This is a genomic window from Streptomyces sp. NBC_00876 (assembly GCF_045207435.1).
GTDB lineage: Bacteria > Actinomycetota > Actinomycetes > Streptomycetales > Streptomycetaceae > Streptomyces.
In genome coordinates this window covers 6,862,381-6,888,649 of record NZ_CP108800.1, presented here as the reverse complement: position 1 = coordinate 6,888,649, position 26,269 = coordinate 6,862,381, and the positions used below count along the sequence as shown (strand labels likewise).

Annotated in this window: 22 protein-coding genes; 11 read left to right on the top strand and 11 right to left on the bottom strand. The window is 72.6% G+C overall.

Annotated elements, in window-relative coordinates; genetic code table 11:
• The first annotated feature begins 11 nt into the window (after nt 1–11).
• Nucleotides 12–878, top strand: a complete 867-nt coding sequence (locus tag OG782_RS30155) for a phosphotransferase enzyme family protein (protein ID WP_406456313.1) — start codon at nt 12–14, stop codon at nt 876–878.
• A gap of 11 nt (nt 879–889) precedes the next feature.
• On the opposite strand, the gene OG782_RS30150 is transcribed toward OG782_RS30155, so the two are convergent.
• Together OG782_RS30150 and OG782_RS30145 are read right to left on the bottom strand one after the other, a co-directional pair.
• The gene (locus OG782_RS30150; protein ID WP_406456311.1) at nt 890–1,636 is read right to left on the bottom strand and encodes a 3'-5' exonuclease; all 747 of its coding nucleotides are present in this window, start codon (nt 1,634–1,636) and stop codon (nt 890–892) included.
• Nucleotides 1,637–1,712: 76 nt separating this feature from the next.
• Nucleotides 1,713–2,945 (bottom strand): SAV2148 family HEPN domain-containing protein, encoded by a 1,233-nt coding sequence (locus OG782_RS30145; protein WP_406456309.1) that lies wholly within the window; start codon nt 2,943–2,945, stop codon nt 1,713–1,715.
• 447 nt (nt 2,946–3,392) lie between these two features.
• Here OG782_RS30145 and glgX point away from each other — a divergent pair, with 447 nt between their 5' ends.
• Both glgX and treY read left to right on the top strand, forming a co-directional pair.
• On the top strand, nt 3,393–5,567 hold the full coding sequence (glgX, locus tag OG782_RS30140; protein ID WP_406456307.1) for a glycogen debranching protein GlgX: 2,175 nt from the start codon (nt 3,393–3,395) through the stop codon (nt 5,565–5,567).
• A gap of 137 nt (nt 5,568–5,704) precedes the next feature.
• On the top strand, nt 5,705–8,080 hold the full coding sequence (gene treY / locus OG782_RS30135) for a malto-oligosyltrehalose synthase (protein WP_406456305.1): 2,376 nt from the start codon (nt 5,705–5,707) through the stop codon (nt 8,078–8,080).
• A 9-nt stretch (nt 8,081–8,089) separates the two neighbouring features.
• Here treY and OG782_RS30130 read toward each other — a convergent pair whose 3' ends face one another.
• Nucleotides 8,090–9,169: a cytochrome P450 gene (locus tag OG782_RS30130; protein ID WP_406456303.1), complete on the bottom strand. Its 1,080-nt coding sequence runs from the start codon at nt 9,167–9,169 to the stop codon at nt 8,090–8,092.
• Nucleotides 9,170–9,280: 111 nt separating this feature from the next.
• On the bottom strand, nt 9,281–10,189 hold the full coding sequence (locus OG782_RS30125; RefSeq protein WP_406456301.1) for a LysR substrate-binding domain-containing protein: 909 nt from the start codon (nt 10,187–10,189) through the stop codon (nt 9,281–9,283).
• Between the two features lie 109 nt (nt 10,190–10,298).
• Here OG782_RS30125 and lpdA point away from each other — a divergent pair, with 109 nt between their 5' ends.
• The gene (gene lpdA, locus OG782_RS30120) at nt 10,299–11,720 is read left to right on the top strand and encodes a dihydrolipoyl dehydrogenase (RefSeq protein ID WP_406456299.1); all 1,422 of its coding nucleotides are present in this window, start codon (nt 10,299–10,301) and stop codon (nt 11,718–11,720) included.
• A gap of 20 nt (nt 11,721–11,740) precedes the next feature.
• Here lpdA and OG782_RS30115 read toward each other — a convergent pair whose 3' ends face one another.
• The gene (locus OG782_RS30115; RefSeq protein WP_406456297.1) at nt 11,741–12,307 is read right to left on the bottom strand and encodes an FHA domain-containing protein; all 567 of its coding nucleotides are present in this window, start codon (nt 12,305–12,307) and stop codon (nt 11,741–11,743) included.
• Nucleotides 12,308–12,481: 174 nt separating this feature from the next.
• Between OG782_RS30115 and OG782_RS30110 the strand changes: the two genes are divergently transcribed.
• The 5 genes from OG782_RS30110 to OG782_RS30090 all read left to right on the top strand — a co-directional run bounded on the left by OG782_RS30110 (nt 12,482) and on the right by OG782_RS30090 (nt 18,766).
• Nucleotides 12,482–13,438, top strand: a complete 957-nt coding sequence (locus OG782_RS30110; protein ID WP_406456294.1) for a GNAT family N-acetyltransferase — start codon at nt 12,482–12,484, stop codon at nt 13,436–13,438.
• A gap of 237 nt (nt 13,439–13,675) precedes the next feature.
• Complete coding sequence (locus OG782_RS30105) at nt 13,676–14,587, top strand: GNAT family N-acetyltransferase (RefSeq protein WP_406456292.1); 912 nt, start codon at nt 13,676–13,678, stop codon at nt 14,585–14,587.
• 201 nt (nt 14,588–14,788) lie between these two features.
• Nucleotides 14,789–15,606 (top strand): IS5 family transposase gene (locus OG782_RS30100; RefSeq protein WP_123471980.1). Its coding sequence is split into 2 segments (ribosomal slippage): nt 14,789–15,137 and nt 15,137–15,606, totalling 819 coding nucleotides; the frame shifts between segments, so codons are not numbered across the junction.
• A 285-nt stretch (nt 15,607–15,891) separates the two neighbouring features.
• Nucleotides 15,892–17,652 carry a malto-oligosyltrehalose trehalohydrolase gene (gene treZ / locus OG782_RS30095; RefSeq protein WP_406456290.1) on the top strand — a complete coding sequence of 587 codons (1,761 nt, stop codon included), beginning with the start codon at nt 15,892–15,894 and terminating at the stop codon, nt 17,650–17,652.
• A 97-nt stretch (nt 17,653–17,749) separates the two neighbouring features.
• Nucleotides 17,750–18,766 carry an aldo/keto reductase gene (locus tag OG782_RS30090; RefSeq protein ID WP_406456288.1) on the top strand — a complete coding sequence of 339 codons (1,017 nt, stop codon included), beginning with the start codon at nt 17,750–17,752 and terminating at the stop codon, nt 18,764–18,766.
• Nucleotides 18,767–18,794: 28 nt separating this feature from the next.
• Here OG782_RS30090 and OG782_RS30085 read toward each other — a convergent pair whose 3' ends face one another.
• A complete protein-coding gene (locus tag OG782_RS30085) occupies nt 18,795–19,925 on the bottom strand; it encodes a M24 family metallopeptidase (protein WP_406456286.1) in 1,131 nt (376 codons plus the stop codon).
• Between the two features lie 68 nt (nt 19,926–19,993).
• Entirely contained in the window at nt 19,994–20,635 is a 642-nt protein-coding gene (locus OG782_RS30080) for a nucleoside/nucleotide kinase family protein (protein WP_406456284.1), read from the bottom strand.
• Nucleotides 20,636–20,703: 68 nt separating this feature from the next.
• On the opposite strand from OG782_RS30080, the gene OG782_RS30075 reads away from it, so the two are divergent.
• Nucleotides 20,704–21,090 carry a VOC family protein gene (locus OG782_RS30075; protein WP_406456282.1) on the top strand — a complete coding sequence of 129 codons (387 nt, stop codon included), beginning with the start codon at nt 20,704–20,706 and terminating at the stop codon, nt 21,088–21,090.
• Nucleotides 21,091–21,401: 311 nt separating this feature from the next.
• Here OG782_RS30075 and OG782_RS30070 read toward each other — a convergent pair whose 3' ends face one another.
• The 4 genes from OG782_RS30070 to tdh form a co-directional block, all read right to left on the bottom strand.
• A complete protein-coding gene (locus OG782_RS30070; protein ID WP_406456280.1) occupies nt 21,402–21,965 on the bottom strand; it encodes a cysteine hydrolase family protein in 564 nt (187 codons plus the stop codon).
• Between the two features lie 105 nt (nt 21,966–22,070).
• The gene (locus tag OG782_RS30065) at nt 22,071–22,991 is read right to left on the bottom strand and encodes a LysR family transcriptional regulator (protein ID WP_406456278.1); all 921 of its coding nucleotides are present in this window, start codon (nt 22,989–22,991) and stop codon (nt 22,071–22,073) included.
• A gap of 58 nt (nt 22,992–23,049) precedes the next feature.
• Nucleotides 23,050–24,243: a glycine C-acetyltransferase gene (locus OG782_RS30060; protein WP_406456276.1), complete on the bottom strand. Its 1,194-nt coding sequence runs from the start codon at nt 24,241–24,243 to the stop codon at nt 23,050–23,052.
• A 41-nt stretch (nt 24,244–24,284) separates the two neighbouring features.
• Nucleotides 24,285–25,313: an L-threonine 3-dehydrogenase gene (tdh, locus tag OG782_RS30055; RefSeq protein WP_406456274.1), complete on the bottom strand. Its 1,029-nt coding sequence runs from the start codon at nt 25,311–25,313 to the stop codon at nt 24,285–24,287.
• 351 nt (nt 25,314–25,664) lie between these two features.
• Here tdh and OG782_RS30050 point away from each other — a divergent pair, with 351 nt between their 5' ends.
• Nucleotides 25,665–26,267, top strand: a complete 603-nt coding sequence (locus tag OG782_RS30050; RefSeq protein ID WP_406456272.1) for a TetR/AcrR family transcriptional regulator — start codon at nt 25,665–25,667, stop codon at nt 26,265–26,267.
• Nucleotides 26,268–26,269 lie beyond the last annotated feature (2 nt).

Below are 26,269 nucleotides of genomic sequence, written 5' to 3'. Positions count from 1 at the left end.
AAATCGGATCCATGAACGAGATGCGAGCGCGCGAGGTACTGACCGCTGCCGGACTGTCCGGCCGCTCAAAGCTGCTCGCGCTGGGCGAGAACGCGGTGTTCGCCGACGGCGACCTGGTCGTCAAGGTCGGCCGGGACGCCGAGCGGAGTCCGGAGCTGCGCGTCCGGGCCGAGCGCGAGGTGGCCGTCGCGCAGTGGCTCGCCGCGTCCGGGGTCCCCGCCGTGCGGGCGGCCGAGCCCGGGGCGCGGCTGGTCGAGGGGCACCCGGTGACCCTGTGGCACCGGCTGCCCGACGCGGTCCGGCCGGCCGAGCCGCGGGATCTGGCGCCGCTGCTCACCGCGGTGCACGCGCTGCCCGCACCGGAGGGACTCACGCTCCCCCGCCGGGAGCTGCTGGGCGGGGTCGAGCGGTGGCTGAGCCTGGCGGGCGGGGCGATCGCCCCGGCCGACGCCGCGTATCTGCGCGAGCGCCGCGACGGCTTCGCGGCGGCGGCCGCCGCACTGGTCCCGCACCTGGTCCCCGGCCCGATCCACGGCGACGCCCTCGCGCGCAATGTCCACGTCGGCCCGGACGGCCCGGTCCTGGTGGACCTGGAGACCTTCTCCACGGATCTGCGCGAGCACGACCTGGTGGTGCTCGCCCTGTCCCGCGACCGGTACGGGCTGGCGGCCGGGGCCTATGACGCGTTCACCTCGGCGTACGGCTGGGACGTCCGGGAGTGGGACGGCTGCGCGGTGCTGCGCGGGGCCCGGGAGACGGCGAGCTGCGCATGGGTCGCGCAGCACGCCCCGGCGAACCCGAAGGCGCTCGCGGAGTTCCGCCGCCGGGTGGCCTCCCTGCGCGACGGGGACACGGCAGTGCGCTGGTACCCCTTCTGACCGCTTTGTCCTTAATCGCCGGACGGGCTCGATTCCACCTGGAGCGCCGGTTCCCGTACCGGCCAGCGGCCGTCGATGACCGCGTCCGCCGTGCCCTTGCGGCGCAGGAACTGCTGGAAGTCGGCGGCCCACTCCGCGTACCAGGCGATCTGGCGCTCATGGAGCTCCGGCGCCGACAGCGCGGCGACCGAGCCGTGCCGGGCGGCTATCGCGTACGCCACCCGTACCGCGGCCAGCGCGTCCGCCCCCGCGTCATGGGCTCCCCCGTGGACCACGCCGTACTCGACGCAGACCGCTTCGAGGTTGCGCTTGCCCTTGCGGTAGCGCTCGACGGCCCGGTCGATGGTGTACGGGTCGATGACCGGCCCGATCCCGGCGCCGCCGAGCCGTTCACCCAGCGAGGGCAGCCCGTGGCGGTGCAACTCGGCCGTCAGCAGCGTCAGGTCGAAGGCCGCGTTGTACGCGACCACCGGGACGCCCCTGCGCCAGTACCCGGCCAGTGTGTCGGCGATCTCGTCGGCCACCTCGCGCACCGGCCGGCCCTCCGCCGCCGCCCGCTCGCTGCTGATGCCGTGGATCGCGGAGGCCTGGGCGGGGATCCGGATGCCCGGATCGGCCAGCCAGGTGTGCCGCCGCACCGGATCGCTGTCGCTGCCGTCCACCGCGATGACCGCGGCCGTCACGATCCGGGCCTCCAGCGGTTCCGTACCCGTCGTCTCCAGGTCGAAGCCGACCAGCGCCTGCCGGTGCCAGCTCATCCCGTACCTCCTTCGTGGTGCTCCCCCAGATGACGACCACCCTCGCACGGGCCACTGACAACGCCCCGGGAGCCCCTCAGGAGACGGGACGGGAGTCCGTCCACACGGACTCGAACTCCTCGCGGTACGTCTCGAACAGCCCGTGCTCATACCCCTGCCCCGCCCGGACCACGGCCCGGCCGCCTCCCCGCAGGACGAGCACCGGCGCCTCCATGCCGCGGGCCCGGCGCAGATAGGTCTGGACGACCCCCACGGCGTCGGCGCCGTCACCGTCCACCAGGTACGCCGTGAAGCGCGGCGTCTCGTCGAAGACGTGGATCTCGAAGGCGCCCGGGTCGCGGAGCTTGGAGCGCACCCGCCGCATATGGAGGATGTTCATCTCCACCGACCGGCTCAGCTCGCCCTTCTTGAGCCCCAGCTCCCGCTCGCGGCGCTTGACCGCGCTGCTGGCCGGATTGATGAAGAGCAGCCTGATCCGGCAGCCCGACTCGGCGAGCCGGATCAGCCGGCGGCCGGAGAAGTTCTGCACCAGCAGATTGAGCCCTATGCCGATCGCGTCGAGGCGGCGCGATCCTCCGAAGAGGTCCTCGGCGGGCAGCTGACGCTGCAGGCGCACCCGGTCGGAGTGGACGGAGACCACGTCCGCGTACCGGTCGCCGACGAGCTCCTCGACGGCGTCGACGGGGAGCCGGTCCGCGGACGGGACGGCCGCGCCGCTGCCGAGGATCTCCAGCAGCCGCGCGGAGGCGCGCTCGGCCTGGGCCAGTACCGCTTCGTTGAGCGCACGGTTGCGCGAGACGACGTTGCGGGCGACCTCCAGCTCGTCCAGCGCCAGCTCGACGTCGCGGCGGTCGTCGAAGTAGGGCTCGAAACAGGGCCAGTGCTGGACCATCAGCTCGCGGAGCTGGGGCAGCGTGAGGAAGCTCAGGACGTTGTCGTCGGCCGGGTCGAGCAGATAGCCCTTGCGGCGGGAGACCTCGCGCACCGCGACGGCGCGCTGCACCCACTCCTGCCCGGCGGGCCCCGCCGCGGCCACCACCCAGTCCTCGCCGTGGACCGGTTCGTAGATGGGCCGGAGCACCGCGGCGACCACGGCGCGCAGCCGCTGCTCCACCAGATTCAGCCAGATGTAGGCGCGCCCGGCCCGCTGGGCGCGGGTACGCACCTCGCTCCAGGCCTCCGCGCCCCAGTCCAGTTCCGCACCGATCTCCAGGGGCTGCGCAAGCGAAACCGCCCCGGGCGGGACATCGGCCAAGTCCCCCTCGTGACCCGTGTCACCTGGGGGCAGCTCGAACCCTCCCGAGCTCACCCGCGCACCGCCTTCCACTCCCCCACCAACGATCAAGGAAGGGTACTCCGGGAGCGGGAGCCGGTGCAGCCGGATGCCCAGGCTGCTTTCCCAACTCCCCTACGGGACAGGCTCGTTCCGTGCGGCGAGATCTGCCGGAGTGAGCTGATTCATAGTGATTAAACACCCCATCGCAAGCCGCATACCGGACAGCGGGCCGGGTGGGCCCGCCGGACTGCGGTTCCGGGCGACGCGAAGGGGCCCGATGTTGACCGGCCCCGGGGCCCGGTGCTGACCGGACCGGGCGACGTCCTGGACCGGCCGGCAAACGGAGCGGGCGGCCGGCCCCGCGACGCCGTCCCCCGTTTGTCGGCCGGTCCTAGGTAAGGGCGGCTCTTTCGGGGAAGATCTGCCCCAGGGAGCCCGCATTCCCCAGGCAACCGCACCAGAAGGGGAAGAGTCGAATCCATGCAGGTCTGGCCGGGACAGGCGTACCCCCTCGGTGCCACGTACGACGGCGCCGGGACCAACTTCGCGGTCTTCTCGGAGGCCGCCCACCGAATCGAGCTGTGCCTGCTGCACGACGACGGTTCCGAGACGGCGGTGGAACTGAGGGAGACCGACGCCTTCGTCCGTCACGCCTACCTGCCCGGGGTGATGCCCGGTCAGCGGTACGGGTTCAGGGTGCACGGGCCGTACGAACCGCAGCGCGGCGTCCGCTGCAACTCCGCCAAGCTGCTCCTCGACCCGTACGCACGGGCCGTCGCCGGGCAGATCCAGTGGGGCGAGGCGGTGTACGGCTATCCGTTCGGCCGGCCCGACGCGCGCAACGACCTCGACTCGGCGCCGCACACCATGAGCTCCGTCGTGGTCAACCCGTACTTCGACTGGGGCGACGACCGGCGGCCCCGTACCGACTACCACCGCACCGTGATCTACGAGGCCCATGTGAAGGGCCTGACGATGCTCCATCCGGGGCTGCCGAAGGAGCTGCGCGGGACGTACGCCGGTCTGGCCCATCCGGCGGTCATCGCGCATCTGACGGAGCTCGGCGTCACGGCGATCGAGTTGATGCCGGTGCACCAGTTCGTCCAGGACCACCGGCTGGCGGACGCGGGCCTCGCCAACTACTGGGGCTACAACACCATCGGCTTCTTCGCGCCGCACAACGCCTACGCCTCCTGGGGAGACCGGGGCGAGCAGGTGCTGGAGTTCAAGCAGGCCGTCCGAGCCCTGCACCAGGCGGGTATCGAGGTGATCCTCGACGTGGTCTACAACCACACGGCCGAGGGCAACCACCTGGGGCCGACGCTCTCCTTCCGCGGGCTGGACAACGCCTCGTACTACCGGCTCGCCGACGACCAGCGCTACTACATGGACACCACGGGGACCGGCAACTCCCTGCTGATGCGCTCCCCGCACGTGCTCCAGCTGATCATGGACTCGCTGCGCTACTGGGTGACCGAGATGCACGTGGACGGGTTCCGCTTCGACCTGGCGGCCACGCTGGCGCGTCAGTTCCACGAGGTGGACCGGCTGTCGTCGTTCTTCGACCTGGTGCAGCAGGACCCGGTGGTCAGCCAGGTGAAGCTGATCGCCGAACCGTGGGACGTGGGCGAGGGCGGCTACCAGGTGGGAAACTTCCCGCCGCTGTGGACCGAGTGGAACGGCAAGTACCGGGACACGGTGCGTGACCTGTGGCGCGGCGAGCCCCGGACCCTGGCCGAGTTCGCGGGCCGGCTGACCGGGTCCTCCGACCTGTACCAGGACGACGGCCGGCGGCCGCTCGCCTCGATCAACTTCGCCACCTGCCACGACGGATTCACGCTGCACGACCTGGTCTCGTACAACGACAAGCACAACGACGCCAACGGCGAGGGCAACCGGGACGGCGAGAGCCACAACCGGTCCTGGAACTGCGGCGTGGAGGGCGAGACGGACCGGCCCGAGGTGCTGGAGCTGCGCGAGCGGCAGATGCGGAACTTCATCGCCACGCTGATGCTGTCGCAGGGTGTGCCGATGCTGAGTCACGGCGACGAGTTCGGCCGTACCCAGCTGGGCAACAACAACGGCTACTGCCAGGACAGCGAACTGTCGTGGGTGCACTGGCCCGAGCCCGCCGGGGCCGCGGGCGACAGCGACGACGACGGCGAGGAGCAGGACGGGCAGGCCGGCGAAGGGCCCGGCAGCAGTCTGCTGGAGTTCACCCGGGCCATGGTGTGGCTGCGCCGCGACCATCCGGTCTTCCGGCGCCGCCGGTTCTTCCACGGGCGTCCGGTCGAGGGCACCCACGACGAGCTCTCGGACATCGCCTGGTTCACACCCGAGGGCCAGGAGATGGCCCAGCGGGACTGGCAGGCGGCCCACGCCAAGGCGCTGACGGTCTTTCTGAACGGGCACGCCATCTCGGAACCCGGTCCGCGCGGTGAGCGGATCTCCGACGACTCGTTCCTGCTGATGTTCAACGCGAGCGCCGAGACGCTGGAGTTCGCCGTACCGGTCAACCACGGGCGGCAGTGGCACGCGGTCGTCGACACCGCGCGCCCGGCCGGGGTGCTGACCGGTGCGGGGCCGAAGGTGGCGGCGGGCGACCGGGTGACGCTGGTGGGGCGGAGCATGGTGGTGCTCCAGCGGCCGGCCTGAGCGGACGGGACCGGCGGAGCGCGGTGGCGCTCGGCCCGCCGGCCCGAGCGGACGGGACCGGCGGAGCGCACCGCCGGTCGAGCATTTGTCCGTTCCCGGGTGACACAGAAGGTCCGGATCTGGGTACGAACGCCTCCATGACGCCTTCCGCCACGTACCGGCTCCAGCTCCAGCCGGAGTTCCCGTTCTCGGCCGCCGAGGACGCCGTGCCGTATATCGCCTCGCTCGGCGTCTCCCATCTGCATCTGTCCCCGGTCCTGGAGGCCGTGCCCGGGTCCCGGCACGGCTACGACGTCGTCGACCACGGCCGGGTCCGCGCCGAGCTCGGCGGCGAGGAGGGGCTGCGCCGGCTGGCACGCACCGCCCGCGCGCACGGGCTCGGGCTGGTCCTCGACATCGTGCCGAACCACATGGCTGCCGATCCCGTGCACAACCACGCGCTGCGGGAGGTCCTGCGCGAGGGACCCGCCTCGCCGTACGCCCGCTGGTTCGACATCGACTGGGCGGCGGGCGACGGGCGGATCCTGCTGCCGGTCCTCGCCGGGCGGATCGGTGACGAGACCGGGAACCTCCGGGTCGACGGGGACGTGCTGCGCTACGGCGAACAGGAGTTCCCGCTCCGCACCGGCACCGCCCACCTCGGTCTGCCCGAACTGCTGGACGCCCAGCACTACCGGCTCGGCTGGTGGCGGCTGGCCCGCACCGAGCTGAACTACCGGCGGTTCTTCACGGTCTCGGAGCTGATCGGGGTCCGGGTGGAGGACCCCGGGGTCTTCGCCGCCTCCCACGCGAAGATCGTCGAGCTGGTGCGCGACGGGGTCGTGGACGGCCTGCGGATCGACCACCCGGACGGGCTGGCCGACCCGGACGGCTACCTGGAACAGCTCTCCGCGGCGACCGGCGGGGCGTGGACCGTGGTGGAGAAGATCCTCACCGGATCCGAACCGCTGCAGGCCGGCTGGGCCGTGGCCGGAACGACCGGGTACGACGCGCTGCACCGGATCGACGGGCTCTTCGTCGACCCGGTGGGCACCGCCGAGCTGCTCGGCCACTACCGGGAGTCCGCCGCCCCGGCCGGCGACCGGGGCGGGTACTGGGCGGCGACCGTGCGCCGGGCCGCGTACCGTGTCGTCACCCATGAACTGGCGGCGGAGACCGAGCTGCTGACCCGGCTCGCTTCACGCATCTGCGCCGGGGACCCCGCGCTGCGCGACCACGCCCCGTGGGCCCTGCGCACCGCGGTGCGTGAACTGCTGGTCCGGGTCCCGGTCTACCGTCCGTACGTGAGGGCGGGCGGGCCGTGCCCGGAGACTGCGGCGGCGACGCTCGGGGCGACGGCGGTGAGCGATGCCAAGGCGGCCTTCTCGGTGCGGGAGGAGGCGTCGGCCGTCGACGTCGTACGGGAGCTGGCCCTGGGGCGGCTCGGCGGGGGCGGCGACCGGGAGGCGTTCTGCGCCCGGTTCGCCCAGACCGCCTCCGCGCTGCGGGCCAAGTCGGTCGAGGACACGGCGTACTACCGCTACCTTCCGCTGATCTCGGCGAACGAGGTGGGCGGTGATCCGGGGCAGCCGGCGGTGGCTCCCCAGGAGTTCCACTCCTTCTGTGCGCGGCTCGCCCGCGACTGGCCGGCCACCGGCACGGCGCTGACCACACACGACACCAAGCGCAGCGCCGACGTACGGGCGGGCATCGCGGTGCTCTCGCAGTGTCCCGGGCCGTGGGCGCGGCTCGTGGCGGAGCTGACGCGGACGGCCCCCGCCGCCCCCGATCCGCAGCTGGCCTGGCAGGCGTGGCAGACCGCGTTCGGCTGCGTGGGGTTTGCGGCCGGGGAGCGGGCGGGGCGGCTGGAGCCGGCGCTGCTGAAGGCGGCGCGCGAGTCGGGGCTGTTCACCAGCTGGACCGAACCCGATCCGGTGTACGAGCGGGTGGCGTCGGACTTCGTGGCCGCCGGTCCGGCCGCCGGCACCGGGCCGGTGCGGGCGCTCCTCGAAGGGTTCGCCGGGCCGCTCGCCCCGCATGTGCGGGCCAATGTGCTGGGCGCGGCGCTGGTGCACCTGACGATGCCGGGGGTGCCGGATCTCTACCAGGGCACGGAGCGGGAGTATCTGGCGCTGGTCGACCCGGACAACCGGCGGCCGTTCACCCGGCCCGAGGCAGACGCGCCCGCCGACGAGAAGAGCGCCCTCACGGTGGCGGCGCTGCGGCTGCGGCGGGAGCGGCCCGAGGTGTTCGGCGAGTCGGGCACGTACGCCCCGCTGAGCGCTGCCGGTCCGGCGGCGGCGCACTGTGTGGCCTTCTGCCGTTCCGGCGAGGTCGTCACCGCGGTGACCCGGCTGTCGCTGCGGCTCGCGGAGTCGGGCGGCTGGCGCGATACGGAGCTGGCGCTGCCGGACGAGGGGGTGTGGCGGGATCTGCTGGCGCCCGGCCGGGAGTTCTCGGGCGGCGCGGTGCCGTTGGCCGAGCTGTTCGCGGAGCGCCCGGTGGCGCTGCTCGGCAAGGTCCCGCGGCCTTGACCCCCTCCGCTACCGGAGGTCCTGGGGCCGGACGAGGAGGGACTTCGGTCCGCGGGTGAGGAGGCCGGTGGCGGCCGGGCGGAAGCCGTCCGCCCAGCGGATTGCGGGCATCGCGTCGAGGAGTGCCCGCAGGCCCTGTTCGGCCTCCAGCCGGCCGAGCACCACGGCGGGGCAGCCCGCCGGGCCGGGTGTGCCGCGGTCCTGGTCGCGGCGGAAGGGGTCGAAGACGTCCGGTGCGGCGAACCGCTCCGGATCGCGGCCCGCCGCGCCGGTCAGACAGGCGACGGGCGCGCCTGCGGGGAGGGTGCCGCCGCTGAGGGTGACCTCGGTGACCGTGCGGCGCAGGACGACCTGGACGGGCGGGTCCCGGCGCAGCGTCTCCGTCCAGGCGCGGTTGGTCAGCGCGGGTTCGATGCGCAGGGCGTCCAGCAGGTCGGGGTCGTCCAGGAGGTTGGCCAGGAGCGAGGCGAGCGCGGTCTCGCGCAGCGCGGTGTGCCGGGTGCAGGGCCCGTCACCGGCTGCCGGGCCGGTCCCGGTGTCCGCGCCGGTCGGTGCGCCCCGGCCGGACGGGCGGCGCGGTGACCGGGCAGGCTCCGGTCCGGCCGGCAGCCAGCGGCAGAACTCGTCGACGAGGTCCGCCTGCTGACGTGCGGCGATGCGCCGGGCCAGCACATACGCGGTGCGCTCCACGCGGTCGGCCAGATGCTGGGGCACGGTGGCGGTGACCATGGTGTACCGGTCGCTGGGCAGGCACCGGGCGCTGCCGTGACAGAGGCCGAGGGGCGCGGGTCCGCCACGGGGCGCCTCGTCGTGCGGGAAGCCGGTGAACCTCGGGTCGGTGAGGGCGGTGGCCACGTCGTCGTACCGGCTGATCAGCCAGGCACCCAGCGCGGCGTCGTAGCTGAGCGGGTACTCCTCGCGCAGCACGCGGTAGAGGCGGTACGGGTCGTGGGCGGCGCCGGGAGCGAGGAGGCTGGGGCCGGTGCCCGCCCGCGTCGCCCGGCGGGGCCGCGCGGCCGGGGAGCGGACGGTGCGGCGTTCGGGCGAGGGCGTCGGGGCCGGTATGTCTCCGGGCGCGTCTGCCTGCATGGCGTACCCCCCGGGGCATTCGGTGCGCCGGTGTGCGGCGCGGTCCCCTTCAGGGGATCACCTGAACGGGCCCTTCGCAGTCGGTGTGCGGCCGTCCGGGTGACACGGCGGTCACTGTCCGCCTCCGTCCCCGCCGCCCCCGGGTGGCCAGGACGCGCGCAGCAGGCCGGTGAACGCGGCGGCGGCTCCGGTCAGCTCCACGCGGGAGAAGACCGCGAGCTCCCGGCGCCACGGCGGGTCCACGGTGAGCACCGCGCAGTCCTCGCCGACCGCTCCCCGTACGACGTGCGCGGGGGCCGTCGCGACACCCACGCCGGCCGCGGCCATCCGTACCGCGGTCGAGGTGTGTTCGGTGCGCACCGCCGTACGGGGTTCGAATCCGGCCCGCGCGCAGGCCCAGTCCAGGAAGGCGCGCCCCTCGACGACCGCCTCCATCGCGCAGCGCACCCAGGGGCGGCCGGCGAGTTCGTGGAGGCGCACGGAGGCCCGTCCGGCCAGCGGGTCGTCGAAGGGGACGACCAGGACGATGTCCTCGGCGCCGATCGGGACGACGGGTCCCGGCCAGTGCCGGGGCGGCGGCCCGACGGCGAGGTCGGCGGTTCCGCGCTCGATCTGCTCCTCCAGGGCCTCGGTGGTGGCGTACTCGTGCAGGACGAGGCCGACGCCGGGGTGTGTGGCGCGCCAGCGGGCGAAGACGTCGGGGAGGATGCCGACGGCGATCGCGTGGACAGTGGCGATGTGCAGTTCGCCGCCTTCCGCGCCGGCCGCCGCACGCGCGGCGCGGCGGGCCAGGGCGGCGCTGCGCACGGACCGTTCGGCGTGCGGCAGGAAGGCGCGGCCCATCGGGGTCAGCCGCACGCCCCGGGGCAGCCGTTCGAGCAGGGCGCCGCCGACGTCCTTCTCCAGGGCCTTGATCTGGTGGGAGAGCGCCGGCTGGGTGACATGGAGCAGCTCGGCGGCGCGGGTGAAGGAGGACTCCTCGACGACCGTGACGAAGTACTCCATCTGACGCAGACTCATCGCGCCTCTCCCCCGGCCTCAGTGATGCCTTCTGCCATGACCTCTGTGCATCGGACCCACACAAACATTGCCTTGGACTCATGGCAAGTGCCGGGCGGAGGGTGGGGACATGGCACAGACGGAGCATGTGAACGAGGCCGATGTCGTGGTCATCGGCGGAGGTACGGGCGGCTACTCGACCGCGCTGCGGGCCGCGGCGCTCGGCCTGGAGGTGGTTCTCGCCGAGCGCGACAAGGTGGGCGGGACCTGCCTGCACCGGGGCTGCATCCCCAGCAAGGCGATGCTGCACGCCGCCGAGCTCGTCGACGGCATCGTGGAGGCCCGGGAGCGGTGGGGGGTGAAGGCGACCCTGGAGGCGGTGGACTGGCCGGCGCTCGTCGCCACCCGCGACGACATCGTGGCCCGCAACCACCGGGGCGTTCAGGGGCACCTGGCGCATGCGTCGGTCGAAGTGGTGCACGGCAGCGCGGAGCTGACCGGCCCGCGCAGTGTTCGCATCGATGGGTACGGGGAGGTGACCGCCCGGCGCGGCATCGTGCTCGCGACGGGGTCCCGGCCGCGGATGCTGCCCGGACTGACGGCCGACGGGAGGCGCGTGGTCACCAGTGACGACGCGTTGTTCGCGCCGGGGCTGCCGGAGTCGGTCCTGGTGCTGGGCGGCGGAGCGATCGGGGTGGAGTACGCCTCGCTGCACCGGTCGATGGGGGCGCAGGTCACGCTGGTGGAGGCAGCCGGCCGGCTCGTGCCGCTGGAGGACGCCGAGGTGTCGCGCCATCTGGCCCGCGGTCTGAGGAAGCGCGGCATCGACGTACAGGTGGGGGCGCGGCTGCTGGAGGCGACGCCGCTGGACGAAGGGGTGCGGGCCACCGTCCGCACCGCGCGCGGTGAGACCCGCACGGTGGAGGCGGAGCGGCTGCTCGTCGCGGTGGGCCGGGTCCCGGTGACGGACGGTCTGGGGCTCGCGGCAGCGGGTCTGGTCACCGATGAACGCGGGCATGTGGCGCCCGCGGACTGGTCGCGGCTGGAGACCGCCGTGCCGGGCGTCCACGTGGTGGGGGATCTGCTGCCGCCGCCGTCCTTGGGGCTGGCCCACGCGTCCTTCGCGGAAGGGCTGTTGGTGGCCGAGACACTGGCCGGTCTGTGTCCGCCGCCGGTGGACTACGCGGCGGTGCCCCGGGTCACGTACTCCGCCCCGCAGACCGCTTCGGTCGGTCTGTCCGAGGCGCAGGCACGCGATGCGGGGCACGACGTGGTCGCCAGCACGTTGCCGCTGACGGCCGTCGCCAAGGGCATGGTGCACGGGCAGGGTGGCATGGTGAAGGTGGTGGCCGAGCGGGGCGGCCGGGTCCTCGGTGTCCATCTGGTGGGCCCGCACGTCTCGGAGATGATCGCGGAGAGCCAGCTGATCGTCGGCTGGGACGCCGAACCCGCCGATGTCGCCCACCACGTCCACCCCCATCCGACGCTGTCGGAGGCGGTCGGCGAGGCCTTCCTGACGCTGGCGGGCCGCGCACTGCACCAGCAGGCGTGAGGACGGGCGGCGCGGGGACGTTACACGGGCGGCCTGAGCGCCGGGGCGGAGAGCCGGAAGATCATCCGGCCGAAGCTCACCTGGTCCCCCTCGCGCACCGGGACCGCTCCGGTGACGCGCTGGCCGTTGACGCAGGTGCCGTTGGTCGAGCCGAGGTCGCGCAGCACCCACCGGCCGCCGTGCGCGGTGAGCTCGGCGTGCATCCGGGACACGGTCTCGTGGCTGAGGCGCAGCCCGTTGCCCGGGTCGCGGCCGATGAGCAGGGGGTGCGGACTCGGTACCGGCAGCAGCAGCTTGGGCAGCCGCTCGGCCCGCCATGCCCTGCGGATCCGCTCGGGAAAGCCGGAGACACCGCTCACGGCCCGCAGCAGCGGCCGCGACCAGCGTCCCTCGCTCCGCAAGTCGGCGGTGAGCGCCACGAGTTCCTCGGGGCGGCTCGTGGTCAGGGCCACTTCCATGCGCCGCATGAAGGTGTCCTGGGAGAGCTTGCCCTGCGCCGCGCCTTCTCTGAGCACACCGAGAACACGGTCGCGCTGGGCGTCGGACAGCCGCGCGGGATACGTGTGGAACTCGAAGGAGGACGTCACAGAGCCAATTGTCGGGCCGACCGCCCCGGAGTGTCCAGAAGAACCGCTCTTTCCGCCCTTCTGACCTGCACGGCACCGGGATATCCGGGGGCACCGCACATGGGACATTGCTAATGTCTGCGGCCGTGCCGTCCCGGCCACCGCCGGGACGCGCCCGTACATCTGGGGGATTCTGTGCTCGACGCACCACTCGACCTGACCATCCGACCGATCAGCGGCCCGGAGGAGCTCGCTCTCTTCCTCTCCCTGCCCTACGTCCTCGACCACGAACTGGCGGACGACCTGGAAAGCGGCCGCCGCCGCCCGGAGTGGATGTGGGTCGCCCTGCTCGGCGAGCGGGTGGTGGCGCGCATCGCCTGGTGGAGCCAGGACGGCAAGGAGCCGCTCGTCCTGGACTTCTTCGACCTGGACGACACGCTGCCGGAGCCCGCGCGCGGTGAGGCGGGCCTGCGGCTGCTGGAGGCGGCGACCGCGGCGGTCGTCCCGGCCGGCGCCCCGCGTCCCGAGTACGGGCGCTACGTACCGCCGGACTGGCGCGAGGACCCGGCGGTCCGTGACGCCGTCGAGGCACGCATCCGGGTCATGGAACGCACCGGCGCCCGGATGCTGGTGGAGCGGCTGCGCCTGGAGTGGCGTCCGGGGACGCCCGTGCCCGCCGACAGCGGCCGGCTGCGGTTCCGGCCGGTCAGCGGGCGGGAGGATCTGCTCGCCCTGATGACACCGGTGATGGAGGGCACCCTGGACGCCCACGGCCGGCAGGACCTGGCGTCCGGTCTCTCGGCCCGCGCGGCGGCGGAGAAGCAGTACGACGAGGAGCTGGCCAACTACTCGACCCCGCAGGAGTGGTGGCGCATCGCCGAGCTCCCGGACGGCGAACCGGTCGGCTTCGTGATCCCGGCCCGCAACAACTACAACCCGATCATCGCGTACATCGGCGTCCTGCCCTCACAGCGCGGTCACGGCTATATCGACGAAATCCTCGCCGAGGGCACCCGGGTGCTGGCGGCGCAGGACGGAGTGGAGCGGATCAGGGCCGCGACGGACCTGGGCAATGTGCCGATGGCGAAGTCCTTCGAGCGGCTGGGCTACGTCAGCTTCGAGCGCGCCTTCGACATGGTGTGGGACGGCTGACGGAGCGTCGCCTGTCGCACAGGGCCGTCCAAATCCCTTGGACGGTCCGCCGGGAGGGGGGTTAGGGTGTCCGCGAGGGCATCCGGCCCCGGTCGAGGAAGGAGGCGAGACGCATGGGTACGAGCAACGGCACCATCCCGCGTTCCACTTCGTTCCCGCGCTCCCGTCCCGTCCGCCGGGCGGTGTCCGACTCGGTCTGACCGGGAGCGCACAGCTTGCTTCCGGAGGACTTCTTCCATGACCGATCTGGTCATTCGCGCGCTCTCACAGAGCGACGCCTCTCTCTTCGACTCCCTGCAGGACGCCTCACTCGTCGGCCGTGCCGCTTTCGGGCACCGCTACACCACGGTGGGCGACGGCGGGGAGTACCGCCCCGAGTGGACCTGGATCGCCCTGCGCGACGACACCGTCGTCGCGAGGGCCGCCTGGTGGGCCGGTCCCGATGACACCGAGCCCGTGCTGCTCAACTGGTTCGACTTCGCCGACGGCGAGGACGAGGCGGGCGCGGAGCTGCTGCGCCGCTCCCCGCTGCACACCGAGTACGAACTGGGCCTGCCCGCGAACTGGCGCGAGGTCCCCGAGGTCCGGGCCGCCGCCGAGGCCCGGCTCGCCGCCGCCACGGCGGCCGGTATGAAGCCGCTCGTCGAGCGGTACCAGTACAGGTGGACGCCGGACTGCGGCCTGCCCGAACGGCCCGGCCGGCTGGCTTTCCGTCCGGAGCCCGACGACGCGGTGATCCTCGGCCTGCTCCGCCGGATCCACTCCGTCACGCTCGACGCGCACGCCCGGCGGGCGATCGAGGGGCCCGGCGGACTGGAGGCCGCGGCCCAGGAGGAGCTCGACTTCTTCCACTGGTGCCCCTCGCCGAGGGAGTGGTGGCAGGTGGCCTGCACACCGGACGGTGAGCCGGCCGGTCTCCACATACCCGCGCACAACCCGTCGGGGCCGTGCATCGGCTTCATCGGGGTCGTGCCGGAGGCCCGCGGTCACGGGTTCGGCTACGACCTGCTCGTGGAGTGCACGCACTTCCTGGCGGCCCGGGGAGCCGAGTTCATCGCGGGCGCGACCGACCGGGGGAACGTACCGATGGCGGCCGCGTTCGCGAGGGCCGGGCATCCGGTGACACAGGAACGGATCCATCTGGTCTAAGGGCTGTCCCGTAATCCCTGGCGGATCAGCGCGCGGCGTCAGATGCGGTGCATCGCAAGGCGGAGGGACGTCCGCATACTGGACGTATTCGGGCGTTCCGACAACGCGGCGAGGCGCCGTAGCTGTCGTCGTGCGCCCGTCAGGGATTACGGGACAGCACTTAGACCGTGTCCTATGTGGGCTCGGCTCGTTGGGTCGTTCATGGGGCGGGGTACGTGGAGTTGGATTGTTCCGGATGGGCTGTGGGAGATCGCGGAGCCGCTGATCCCGCCGTCGAAGGTGCGACCGCAGGGCGGCGGGACCCAGGACACGCCTGATGAGACGCTGTTCGCCGCGATCATCTATGTCCTGGTCAGCGGCTGTGCCTGGCGGGCCTTGCCGCCCTGCTTTGGGATATCGAAGTCGACGGCCCACCGCAGGTTCCTGATCTGGTCGAGAGCCGGTGTCTGGGGCCGGCTGCACGAGGAGATCCTGCACCGCCTGGACGACGCCGGGCTGCTCGACCTGTCCCGGGCAGTGCTCGACTCCGCGCACGTGAGGGCTAAAAAAGGGGCGAACTCACAGGTCCGAGCCCCGTGGACCGGGGCAAGCCGGGTTCCAAGATGCACGTCCTGTCGGACGCGAACGGACTGCCCCTCCTCGTCGGCGTCTCCGCGGCGAACACTCACGACAGCCTCGCGCTGAAGCCCATGATCGCGGGTCACCAAACGAGACACGACCCTCACCGAGGCCGCTACTTCAAGCCCCAGCGTCTCCACGCGGACAAGGCGTACGACGTCCCTCACCTGCGTAAATGGCTATGGGGCAAGCACATCGGCGTCCGCATCGCCCGCAAGGGAGTCGAGTCCAGCGAACGGTTAGGGCGCCGACGTTGGGTCATCGAACGCACCATGTCGTGGCTGACCGGCTACCGCCGCCTCAACCACCGATACGAACGCCACCCCCGTAACTACCTGGCCTTCCTCGGACTCGCCGCCACACTCTGCTGCTACAAACGACTCGCCCGTCTCACCACATAGGACACGGTCTTAGGGTCTTTCGTCCGGACGAGAGGCTCAAGAAGTACGGGGCGGGGGCCGGTGCGGGGTTGCGCATCGGCCCCCCGTTCGCGCGCTGTTCCTGATGACGTCGCGGCACCGGGCGATCCTCCACATCCGTAAGAGGAAGTGCGTAGGGCGGAACCGGTCAGGGCAATGATCAGAACCAGACCCTCATCGCCAGTAACGGGCTCGATCCAGCGTCATGGGTCGAAGATCGCGCTTCTGCCGACCATGGGCCCGTACACGGAGACCAGGGAGCGTTGCATGCTGTTCGACGTTTGGGCACCGGATGCGCATTCGGCCGTTCTGCGGCTGTCGGGTGAGCCTCGGACCATGGAGCGTGATCCGGTCCGGGCCGGCTGGTGGACCGCCGAGGCGGCGGCCTCGGACGGCGACCGCTACGGGTTCGTCCTCGACGACGGCCCGGTGCGCCCCGACCCCCGCTCGCGCCGCCAGCCGGACGGGCCGGACGGCGAGAGCGCCGTCGTCGACCACGCCGCGTACGCCTGGCGCACCGACTGGGCGGGGCGCGGGCTGCCGGGCGCCGTCCTGTACGAGCTGCACATCGGTACGTACACCGACGGGGGCACCTTCGACGCGGCGGCCGCACGGCTCGGACATCTCGTCGAGCTGGGCATCACCCATGTGTCGCTGATGCCGGTCTGCCCGTTCCCCGGCGTCCACGGCTGGGGGTACGAGGGGGTGTCGCTGTGGGCCGTGCACGAGCCGTACGGGGGCCCGGAGGGACTGAAGCGCTTTGTCGACACGGCGCACGGGCTCGGGCTCGCCGTCGTCCTGGACGTGGTCCACAACCACCTGGGCCCGTCCGGCAACCACCTCTCCGCCTTCGGTCCGTACTTCACCGAGACGCACCACACCCCGTGGGGCGCGGCGGTCAATCTGGACGCGCCCGGCTCGGACGAGGTGCGGGCCTTCCTGCTGGGCAGCGCGCTGGCCTGGCTGCGCGACTACCGGCTGGACGGGCTGCGGCTCGACGCCGTCCACGCGCTGGCCGACACCCGGGCGCTGACGTTCCTGGAGGAGCTGTCCGCCGCCACCGACGCCCTCTCGGCGGAACTGGGCCGCCCGCTCTCCCTCATCGCCGAGTCCGACCTCTGCGACCCGCGCACGACAACCCCGCGCGAGTCGGGCGGCATCGGTCTGCACGCCCAGTGGAACGACGACTTCCACCACTGTCTGCACACCGCGCTGACCGGCGAGGCCCAGGGCTACTACGCGGACTTCGCGGCCGCCCCGCTGGCCGGGCTCGCCAAGACCGTGACGAGCGCCTTCTTCCACGACGGTACGTACTCCAGTTTCCGCGGCCGTACGCACGGCCGCCCCGTCGACGTCACCCGCAGCGCCGCCCACCGCTTCGTCGGCTACGCCCAGACCCATGACCAGATCGGCAACCGGGCCCTCGGCGACCGGCTCGCCGCCTCCCTCTCCCCCGGGCTGCTGGCCTGCGCGGCGGCGCTCGTGCTGACCGGGCCGTTCACCCCGATGCTCTTCATGGGCGAGGAGTGGGGCGCCCGTACGCCGTGGCAGTTCTTCACCGACCACACGGATCCGGAGCTCGCCGAGGCCGTACGCACCGGCCGGCGCCGGGAGTTCGGGGCGCACGGATGGGCCGAGGAGGACATCCCGGACCCGCAGGACCCGGCCACCCGTGACCGTTCCTGTCTGGACTGGAGCGAACCGCGACGCGAACCGCACGCCCGCCTGCACGCCTGGTACCGCGAACTCATCGCGCTGCGCCGCACCCTGCCCGACCTCTGCGACCCGGATCTGGCCACCGTGCGGACCGCGTACGACGACGAGGCGCGCTGGCTGGCCCTGCGCCGGGGCGATCTGCGGATCGCGGTCAACCTCGACGAGAAGCCGGCCACGATCGCGATGGGCGGCGGCCGGCACCGCGGCGGCGGGGGCCGGGTACTGGCCGCCTGGCTGCCCGTCGACCCGCCCGGCGCGGACGGGACACTGCATCTGCCGCCGGAGTCCTGCGTGGTGCTGGCCGACGGCTGACGCTCCGGCGGAGCAGCAGGGCAGCAGTGAACAATTCGCTTGCGTTGAAGCGCACTTCAACTCGTAGCCTCAAGCCGGGAACGAGCGAAAGGACCCCATGAAGCAGCGATTTCTCGGCCGGTCGGGGCTGCGCGTCAGCGAACTCTGCCTGGGCGCCATGACGTTCGGCCAGGACACCGACGAGGCGGAGGCGCACCGTGTCCTCGACGCCTTCGCCGGGGCCGGCGGCACCTTCATCGACACGGCGGACGTCTACAACCAGGGCGTGTCCGAGGAGATTCTGGGCCGGTGGCTGAAGGGCCGCAGGCGTGACGACCTGGTCATCGCGACCAAGGTGTTCGGGACGACCGGTGACGCGCCCAACGCCGGCGGGCTGAGCCGTAAGCACATCACCTCCGCCGTGGAGGCGAGCCTGCGGCGGCTCGGGACGGACCACATCGACCTCTACCAGACCCATGTGTGGGACGCGACGACACCGCTCGAGGAGACCCTGTCCACGCTCGACACCCTGGTGAAGGCGGGGAAGGTGCGCTACCTCGGCGCGAGCAACGTCTCCGCCTCGCAGCTCCAGCGTGCGCAGGACCTGGCCGGGCGCAACGGCTGGGAGCGGTATGTGAGCCTCCAGCCGCTCTACAACCTCCTCGCCCGCGAGGTGGAGTGGGAGCTCGGCCCGGTGAGCGTGGCCGAGGGCGTCGGCATCATCCCGTGGAGCCCGCTCCAGGGCGGCTGGCTGACCGGCAAGTACCGGCGCGGGATGACCGCGGCCGCGCCCGGCACCCGTGAGGCCCGCTACCAGCAGGAGCTGGGGCGCGAGGCCTGGCGGGAGCGGGACAACGAGGAGACCTGGCGGGTCGTCGAGGCGGTCGTCGCCGTCGCCGAGGAGAGCGGGCACACCCCGGCGCAGGTCGCCCTGCGCTGGCTGCTCGGCCGGCCCGCCGTGGCCGCGCCGGTCATCGGGGTGCGGACGGCCGCACAGCTGGAGGACAACCTGGGCGCGGTGGGCTGGGAGCTGACCGCGGAGCAGTCGGCGCGGCTGGACGAGGCGAGCGCGCGTCCGCTGCCGTACCCGTACGACGTGCTGCACCGCTTCCGGGACCGGGAGCCGCAGGACTGATCCCGCGGCGCCCGGTCCCCGGCCGGCGCTACTCGACGATCGCCAGCTCGCGCGCGGTGGCGTTGAGGCGCCGGCCGCCGTCCTCGGTGACGGTCACGATGTCCTCGATCCGGACGCCGAACCGGCCCGGCAGATAGACACCGGGCTCCACGGAGAAGCACATGCCGGGGACGAGCGGCTGCTCCTCGCCCTCGATCATGTACGGGGGTTCATGGGTGGTGACGCCGATGCCGTGGCCGGTGCGGTGGATGAAGCGTTCGCCGTAGCCGAATTCGGTGATGACGGCGCGGGCGGCCCGGTCGATCTCCTGGCAGGCGACACCGGGCCGCACCGCGTTGCAGCCGGCCTCCTGCGCCTCCCGCACGATGTCGTGGACCCGCTGCTCCTCCGGGGTGGGTTCACCGACGTGGACCGTACGGGAGGTGTCGGAGCCGTAACCGTGCTTGAGGCCTCCGAAGTCGAGCACCACCATGTCGCCGCGCTCGATGGTCCGCTCCCCCGCCTCGTGGTGCGGATTGGCCCCGTTCGGTCCGGAGCCGACCACGGTGAAGTCGACCTGGGAGTGCCCGTGCTCCGTGAGCAGCCGGGCCAGGTCGGCGGCCACGTCGGTCTCCTTGCGGCCGGAGAAACGGACCTTGAGGATCTCCTCGTACGTGGCGTCGGCGGCGGCGCCCGCCGCGGCGAGCCGCTCCAGTTCGGGGCCGTCCTTCACGGCGCGCAGCATCGGCAGCGCCTCGGTGAGGGAGGCGTACGAGGTCCCGGGCAGCATCTGCTGGAGGCCGAGCAGATGCATCGCCCAGGCGTTGTCGCTGATCCCGAAGCGGCCCTCGGCGTCGAGCAGAGGTGCGGTGACGGCGTACGGGTCCTTGCCGTCGGTCCAGTCGCGCAGGGTCAGGGCCGGTGCGCCGACGGCCTTCTCCGCGTCCGGGGCCTCCAGGGTCGGGACGACCAGGACGGGGTCCTGGCCCGCGGTGAGGACGAGGAAGGTGAGGCGCTCGGTGATGGCGGTGGGCTGATATCCCGTCAGGTAGACCAGGTCGGGGCCGGGCGCGACCAGCACGCCCGCGAGTCCGGCGGCGGCGGCGCTCTCGGCGGCCCGCGTCATCCGGGCCCGGTAGTCCTCGGCGGTGAACGGCACGGGCTGGTTCGGGCTGGACATGCGGGACCTCCTGGCGGCACGGAACGGCTCCCTGCATCCTGCCCGCACGGACGCCGGTCCGCGAGCCGTCAGGACGGCGCGCCGGACGCCGGACGTACGACGAGATCGGCCCGGTCGCGGCCCGGGGCGACGAGCCGGGCGTTGGCCTCGTCGGACCGGGCCACCCAGCGCTCGGCGTGGCGCCGCGCCTTGCCGAACCGCACATGCCGCTCGACGAGCCTGCGGACGCGTACATCCTGGTCGAGGTCCAGGAACCACGCCTCGTCGAGCAGCCCGCGCACCGGCGCCCAGGCGCCGTCCCCGTACAGGAGATAGTTCCCCTCGGTGACGACGAGCGGCACGTCCGCAGGTACGGGGACGGATCCGGCGACCGGCTCCTCCAGTTCCCGGTCGAAGGCGGGGGCGTACACGACGGTCCCTGGTTCCGGCGCGCGCAGCCGGCGGAGCAGCGCGGTGTACCCGGCGGCGTCGAAGGTGTCGGGCGCGCCCTTGCGGTCCGCCCGGCCAAGCCGTTCCAGTTCCGCCTGGGCGAGGTGGAAGCCGTCCATCGGCACGAGGACGGCGAGCGGTCCGAGCGCGTCGACGAGCCGGCCGGCCAGGGTCGACTTCCCGGCGCCGGGCGGCCCGGCGATCCCGAGGATGCGTCGCTCACCGGCCAGGGCGAGGCCGCGGGCGCGGGCCGTGAGCCCGGAGAGGTCGCTGGTGTCCATGCCGGATAGTGTCCCGTCACGGGCCTTCGGCCCTTCACCCCCCTCTCTTTCGCCTCGCGAGGAATCCCATGCCCCACATCGCCCTGGTCACCCTGGTCGTCCGCGACTACGACGAGGCCCGCGACTTCTACACCGACGCCCTCGGCTTCGAGCTGGTGGAGGACACCGACCGGGGCGACGGCTCGCGCTGGGTGGTGGTGCGGCCTCGTGGCACGGAGGGCACGGGGCTGCTGCTGGCCCGGGCCAAGGACGAGGCGCAGACGGCGAGTGTGGGTGCGCAGACCGGCGGACGGGTCGGCTTCTTCCTGCACACCGAGGACTTCGCGGGCGACCACGCGCGGATGCTCGCGGCGGGCGTGCGCTTCCTGGAGGAGCCTCGGCACGAGGCCTACGGTTCGGTCGCGGTCTTCGAGGACCTGTACGGCAACCGCTGGGACCTGCTCCAGCCCGCGTAGGGCGCTCCGAGCCCCTTCGCCGAGCCCCTTCGCCGGGCGCACAGCCGGGTGTCCGAGCGGTGTCGTAGGGTTCGTCGACGGGACGACCCTGATCGCCTCGACCTGCGACAGCGACGAGGAATGGGGCGGGGGCCGGCACTGGCTGGTCGACACCACGGGGACGCACGGGCTCGCACTGGTCACCTACCCCGTCCCGGTGTCCGGTCCGCCGACCGCGCCGGGGGACGGCACCTGGTCGACCCGGGCGGGGGCCCGTGACGCCCTGCACGTCTGGACGCGGGAGATTCCCGAGGCCTGACCCCGGCCGCCCGCTACTGCGGTGCGACGGCCTTGAGCCAGTCCTCGACCGTGATGACGTCGCCCCAGCGCGGGAACAGTGTCCCGGTGAGGGCCCGGTGCAACTCGATCTCGGTGTCGTGGCAGGCATCCACCAGGACGGTGAGGCCGAGGTCCAGGTCGACGGCGTGGCACAGGGTGGACAGCACCACACCGCTCGTGGCGATGCCGGTGACGACGAGGCTGTCGATGTCGCGGGCCCGGAGCACCAGGTCGAAGTCGCTGCCCGAGAACGCGCTCCCCCGCCTCTTGGTGACCACGGCGTCACCGGGCCGGGGCGCGACGGCTGGATGGATTCCGGTGCCGGGCTCGCCCTCCGTGAACCAGCCGGCCCGCACGGCGTTCGTGATCACCCTGTTGCGCGGGCTGACTTCGGGATCACCCGGCGGCAACGCGATGGCCACGTAGATCACGGGGATGTCCGCCGCGCGGGCACCCTCGATCGCGCTGCTGAGACGAGCCAGGTATCCGGGTCCGGCATCGGTGATGTCCACGATGTCCCGCTGGACGTCCATCACCAGGAGCGCGCTCTTCGCCATGCCTGCTGTCCTCTCGTCACCGGGAAGCGGGAAGCAGGTGCAAGTCTGGCCGGTCGGCGGGGATCGCGGTGGGGATTTCCGGTGATCCGCGGCGGCCCCGGGACCTCAGCCCGCCCCGAGGACGTCGTCCCCCGCCGCCCCCGCCAGCGCCTCCAGCACCGGGGCGATCAGCGGATGGGCCTCGGCGCCCCGGCGTACCGCCGCGAAGACCCGGCGTGTGGGCGCGCTGCCCTGCACCGGGCGGACCACCACACCGGTCAGGGCCATCCCGCGCAGCGCGGATCGTGGCACGAGCGCCACCCCGGCGCCCGCTCCCGCCAGGGCGACCACCGCGTGGAAGTCGTCCGAGGAGTGTTCGAGGTCCGGTTCGAAGCCGGCGTACTCGCAGGCCAGGACCACCACGTCATGGCAGGGGTTGCCGGGGTAGGGGCCGATCCAGGTGTCCTTCGCCAGGTCGGCGACCGCCACCTGTTCCTGGCCGGCCAGCCGGTGGCCCACCGGGAGCACCGCGTCGAACGGCTCCGAGTACAGCGGCACCCGGGTCAGCCGCCGGTCGTCCTCCCCCGGCGCGCCCCGGTACTCGACGGCCACGGCCACATCGGCCTGCCGGTCGAGCACCATCGGGACGCTGGCGTCGCCCTCCGCGTCCTGGACCCGGACCCGGATGCCGGGCGCGCTCGTGGAGAGGGCGGCGATCGCGGGGGCGAGGACCAGGCCGATGCCGGTCGCGAACGCGGCGACGGTCACCGTGCCGGCCTCACCCGCGCTGTAGGCGGCGAGTTCGGCCTCCGCCCGTTCCAGCTGGGCCAGGACCGCGTTGGCGTGGGTCAGCAGGATCTCCCCGGCGGGGGTGAGCCTGGCGCCGCGGGCGCCCCGCTCGACCAGCCGGTGCCCGGTCTCCTGCTCCAGTGCGGCGAGCTGCTGGGAGACGGCGGAGGGGGTCAGGTACAGCGCGGCGGCCGCGGCGGTCACCGTGCGGTGGTCCGCCACCGCCCGCAGGATACGCAGCCGCCGTGCATCGATCATGTGACCTATTGTCCCAGGTCGCGGGGGCGTCCGGGACGCCCCCGCGACCTGCCGGGAACTACTCCCCCAGTGCGGCCCGTGCGTCGACGAAGGCGTCCACGGCGCGGTTCACGTCCGCCGTGGAGTGGGCGGCGGAGAGCTGGACGCGGATGCGGGCCGCGCCCTGCGGGACGACCGGGTACGAGAACCCGATCACGTACACACCGCGCTCGAGGAGCAGCTCCGCCATCCGGCCTGCCTTCGCCGCGTCCCCGATCATCACGGGGGCGATGGCGTGGTCGCCGGGCAGGACGTCGAAGCCTTCCTCGGTCATCCGGCTGCGGAAGAGCGCGGTGTTGGCGTTGAGCTGCTCGCGCAGGTCGCCGGCGGACTCCAGCAGGTCGATGACCTTCAGTGAGGCCGCCGCGATGACCGGGGCGAGCGAGTTGGAGAAGAGGTACGGGCGCGAGCGCTGGCGCAGCAGGGCGACGATCTCGGCGCGGGCGGCCACATAGCCGCCGGACGCGCCGCCGAGCGCCTTGCCGAGGGTGCCGGTGATGATGTCGACGCGGTCCATCACGTCGTGCAGCTCGGGCGTACCGCGGCCGCCGGGGCCGACGAAGCCGACGGCGTGCGAGTCGTCGACCATGACCATGGCGTCGTAGCGCTCGGCGAGGTCGCAGATCTCGCGCAGCGGGGCGACGTACCCGTCCATGGAGAAGACGCCGTCGGTGACGATCAGGCGGCGACGGGCCCCCGACGCCTCCTTGAGCTGCTGCTCCAGGTCGGCCATGTCGCGGTTGGCGTAGCGGAAGCGCTTGGCCTTGCACAGGCGGATGCCGTCGATGATCGAGGCGTGGTTGAGGGCGTCGGAGATGACCGCGTCCTCCGGGCCGAGGACGGTCTCGAAGACTCCGCCGTTGGCGTCGAAGCAGGAGGAGTAGAGGATCGTGTCCTCCTGGCCCAGGAAGGAGGAGAGCCGCTGCTCCAGCTCCTTGTGGACCTCCTGGGTGCCGCAGATGAAGCGGACGGACGCCATGCCGTAGCCCCAGCGGTCCAGCGCCTGGTGGGCGGCGGCGATCACGTCGGGGTGGTCGGCGAGGCCCAGGTAGTTGTTGGCGCAGAAGTTCAGCACCTCACCGGGACGGCCTCCCGCGGTGACGGCCACGGTCGCGGACTGCGGGGTGCCGATGACGCGCTCGGGCTTGTGCAGCCCTGCGGCCTCGATCTCTTCGAGGGTGGTGCGCATGTCGTCGCGTACGGAGTCGAACATGAAGGGTGTCTCCTGGTGTGTACGGGCCGGTACGAGGTCGGTCAGACGGTCCAGTCGAGGATGACCTTGCCGCCGAGTCCGCTCGCCGCGTCGTCGAAGGCCGCCTCGAAGTCGCGGTAGCCGTACCGGCCGGTGATCACGGGGGCGAGGTCGAGGCCGCCCTCCAGCAGGACGGACATGGCGTACCAGGTCTCGTACATCTCACGGCCGTAGATGCCCTTGACCGTGATCATGGAGGTGACGATCCGGGACCAGTCGACGGCGAACTCCTCGGACGGCAGTCCGAGCATCGCGATCCGGCCGCCGTGCGTCATGTTCGCGATCATGTCGCGCATCGCCTCGGGGCGGCCGGACATCTCCAGGCCGATGTCGAAGCCCTCGCGCAGTCCGAGCTCGCGCTGTCCGTCGGCGATGGTCTGCTCGCCGACGTTGAGGGCGAGGCTGACGCCGATCTTGCGGGCCAGCTCCAGGCGGGCCTCGCTGACGTCGGTGATCATGATCTTGCGGGCGCCGGCGTGCTTGGCGACGGCGGCGGCCATGATGCCGATCGGGCCGGCGCCGGTGATCAGTACGTCCTCGCCGACCAGCGGGAAGGACAGCGCGGTGTGCACGGCGTTGCCGAACGGGTCGAAGATCGCGGCGACGTCCAGGTCGACGGGGACCCGGTGCACCCACACATTGGACGCGGGCAGCGCGACGTACTCGGCGAAGGCCCCGTCGCGGCCGACGCCGAGCCCCACCGTGGAGCGGCAGAGGTGGCGGCGTCCGGCCAGGCAGTTGCGGCACTTTCCACAGACCAGGTGGCCCTCACCGCTGACCAGGTCGCCGACGGCGATGTCGGCGACGTCGGAGCCGATCGCGGCGACCTCCCCGACGAACTCGTGGCCGAGGACGAGCGGGGTCCTGATGGCGTTCTGCGCCCAGCCGTCGTAGTTACGGATGTGCAGGTCGGTGCCGCAGATGCCGGTACGGAGCACCTTGATCAGCACGTCCGAGGGGCCGGTCTCCGGCTCGGGCACGTCCATCAGCCAGAGTCCCGGCTCGGCCTTCTGCTTCACGAGTGCCTTCACGGCTACGGCTCCCTGTACCTGGTGCGGCGTTGATGTCCCCGGGCCGGGGGCATGCCAGAGGAAGCCTGCGGCCCGGGGAAGTATGAGAGGGGACGGCGTGGCAGCGCGTTGCGACCGGCCGCCGCGCACCATCCTCCGCCGTCACGGAGAAATCTGCCGTACCCCGCGCCCCAGGTCCATCGAGGTTTTCTTAAACGCGCCCGCAGCTTGGCTTCACGCCCGGCCGTACGGGCGGGAGGGCGCCTGCTCCATCCGGTGGACGCCCACCGGGTCAGGTGTACCGCCGCGGGGCGGGCGCCGGGCGGAAGGCGGCCCCCGCGAGGCCCGGCGCCTGCCCGATACCCTGACCGGATGACCCAGCACCCCACAGCGGACGAGCGGAGGCCCGCGAACCGGGGACCGAAGGCCGCCGCCGGCAACCGGGCCGCGCTGATCTCCGCAGCCCGGGAGATCTACGCGGCTCAGGGTCTGGACGCCCCGCTCTCCGGGATCGCCCGCAGGGCCGGGGTCGGGCAGGCCGTTCTGTACCGGCACTTCCCCGACCGGAACGCCATCGCGGCCGCGGTCCTGGAGGAGAACGTGCGCCAGATCGAGCAGGCGGCCGGCGAGGGCACGAGCCTCGCCGGGGTCCTGGGCGTGCTGACCTGGCATCTGACACAGTCGGCGGCCTTCATCAGCCTCCTGCACGCCGACGAGGCGAGTGGGCACCCGCAGCACACCCGCACGATCGCCCGGGACATGCACGACCGGGTCGAGCGCACCCTGCGGGGATGCCTGCCGGACGGTCACCGGCTCGGTGCGCCGGACGTCCTCATGCTCACCGTCTCCATGGTCTCCGGAGCCGTCACCGGACCGACCCGCGAGAGGCGTGAGGACCGGGCGCTGGCAGCCTGGCGCCTGCTCGGCATCGAGGTGGGGCCGGTGCGGCCCTTCGAGGAGCGCGAAACCCCTTAAGG

Coding starts and splice junctions, on each gene's coding strand:
- OG782_RS30155 (WP_406456313.1), top strand. CDS start 12: ATGAACGAGATGCGAGCGCGCGAGGTACTGACCGCTGCCGGACTGTCC.
- OG782_RS30150 (WP_406456311.1), bottom strand. CDS start 1,636: ATGAGCTGGCACCGGCAGGCGCTGGTCGGCTTCGACCTGGAGACGACG.
- glgX (WP_406456307.1), top strand. CDS start 3,393: ATGCAGGTCTGGCCGGGACAGGCGTACCCCCTCGGTGCCACGTACGAC.
- treY (WP_406456305.1), top strand. CDS start 5,705: ATGACGCCTTCCGCCACGTACCGGCTCCAGCTCCAGCCGGAGTTCCCG.
- OG782_RS30130 (WP_406456303.1), bottom strand. CDS start 9,169: ATGCAGGCAGACGCGCCCGGAGACATACCGGCCCCGACGCCCTCGCCC.
- OG782_RS30125 (WP_406456301.1), bottom strand. CDS start 10,189: ATGAGTCTGCGTCAGATGGAGTACTTCGTCACGGTCGTCGAGGAGTCC.
- lpdA (WP_406456299.1), top strand. CDS start 10,299: ATGGCACAGACGGAGCATGTGAACGAGGCCGATGTCGTGGTCATCGGC.
- OG782_RS30105 (WP_406456292.1), top strand. CDS start 13,676: ATGACCGATCTGGTCATTCGCGCGCTCTCACAGAGCGACGCCTCTCTC.
- treZ (WP_406456290.1), top strand. CDS start 15,892: ATGCTGTTCGACGTTTGGGCACCGGATGCGCATTCGGCCGTTCTGCGG.
- OG782_RS30090 (WP_406456288.1), top strand. CDS start 17,750: ATGAAGCAGCGATTTCTCGGCCGGTCGGGGCTGCGCGTCAGCGAACTC.
- OG782_RS30085 (WP_406456286.1), bottom strand. CDS start 19,925: ATGTCCAGCCCGAACCAGCCCGTGCCGTTCACCGCCGAGGACTACCGG.
- OG782_RS30080 (WP_406456284.1), bottom strand. CDS start 20,635: ATGGACACCAGCGACCTCTCCGGGCTCACGGCCCGCGCCCGCGGCCTC.
- OG782_RS30075 (WP_406456282.1), top strand. CDS start 20,704: ATGCCCCACATCGCCCTGGTCACCCTGGTCGTCCGCGACTACGACGAG.
- OG782_RS30070 (WP_406456280.1), bottom strand. CDS start 21,965: ATGGCGAAGAGCGCGCTCCTGGTGATGGACGTCCAGCGGGACATCGTG.
- OG782_RS30065 (WP_406456278.1), bottom strand. CDS start 22,991: ATGATCGATGCACGGCGGCTGCGTATCCTGCGGGCGGTGGCGGACCAC.
- OG782_RS30060 (WP_406456276.1), bottom strand. CDS start 24,243: ATGTTCGACTCCGTACGCGACGACATGCGCACCACCCTCGAAGAGATC.
- OG782_RS30050 (WP_406456272.1), top strand. CDS start 25,665: ATGACCCAGCACCCCACAGCGGACGAGCGGAGGCCCGCGAACCGGGGA.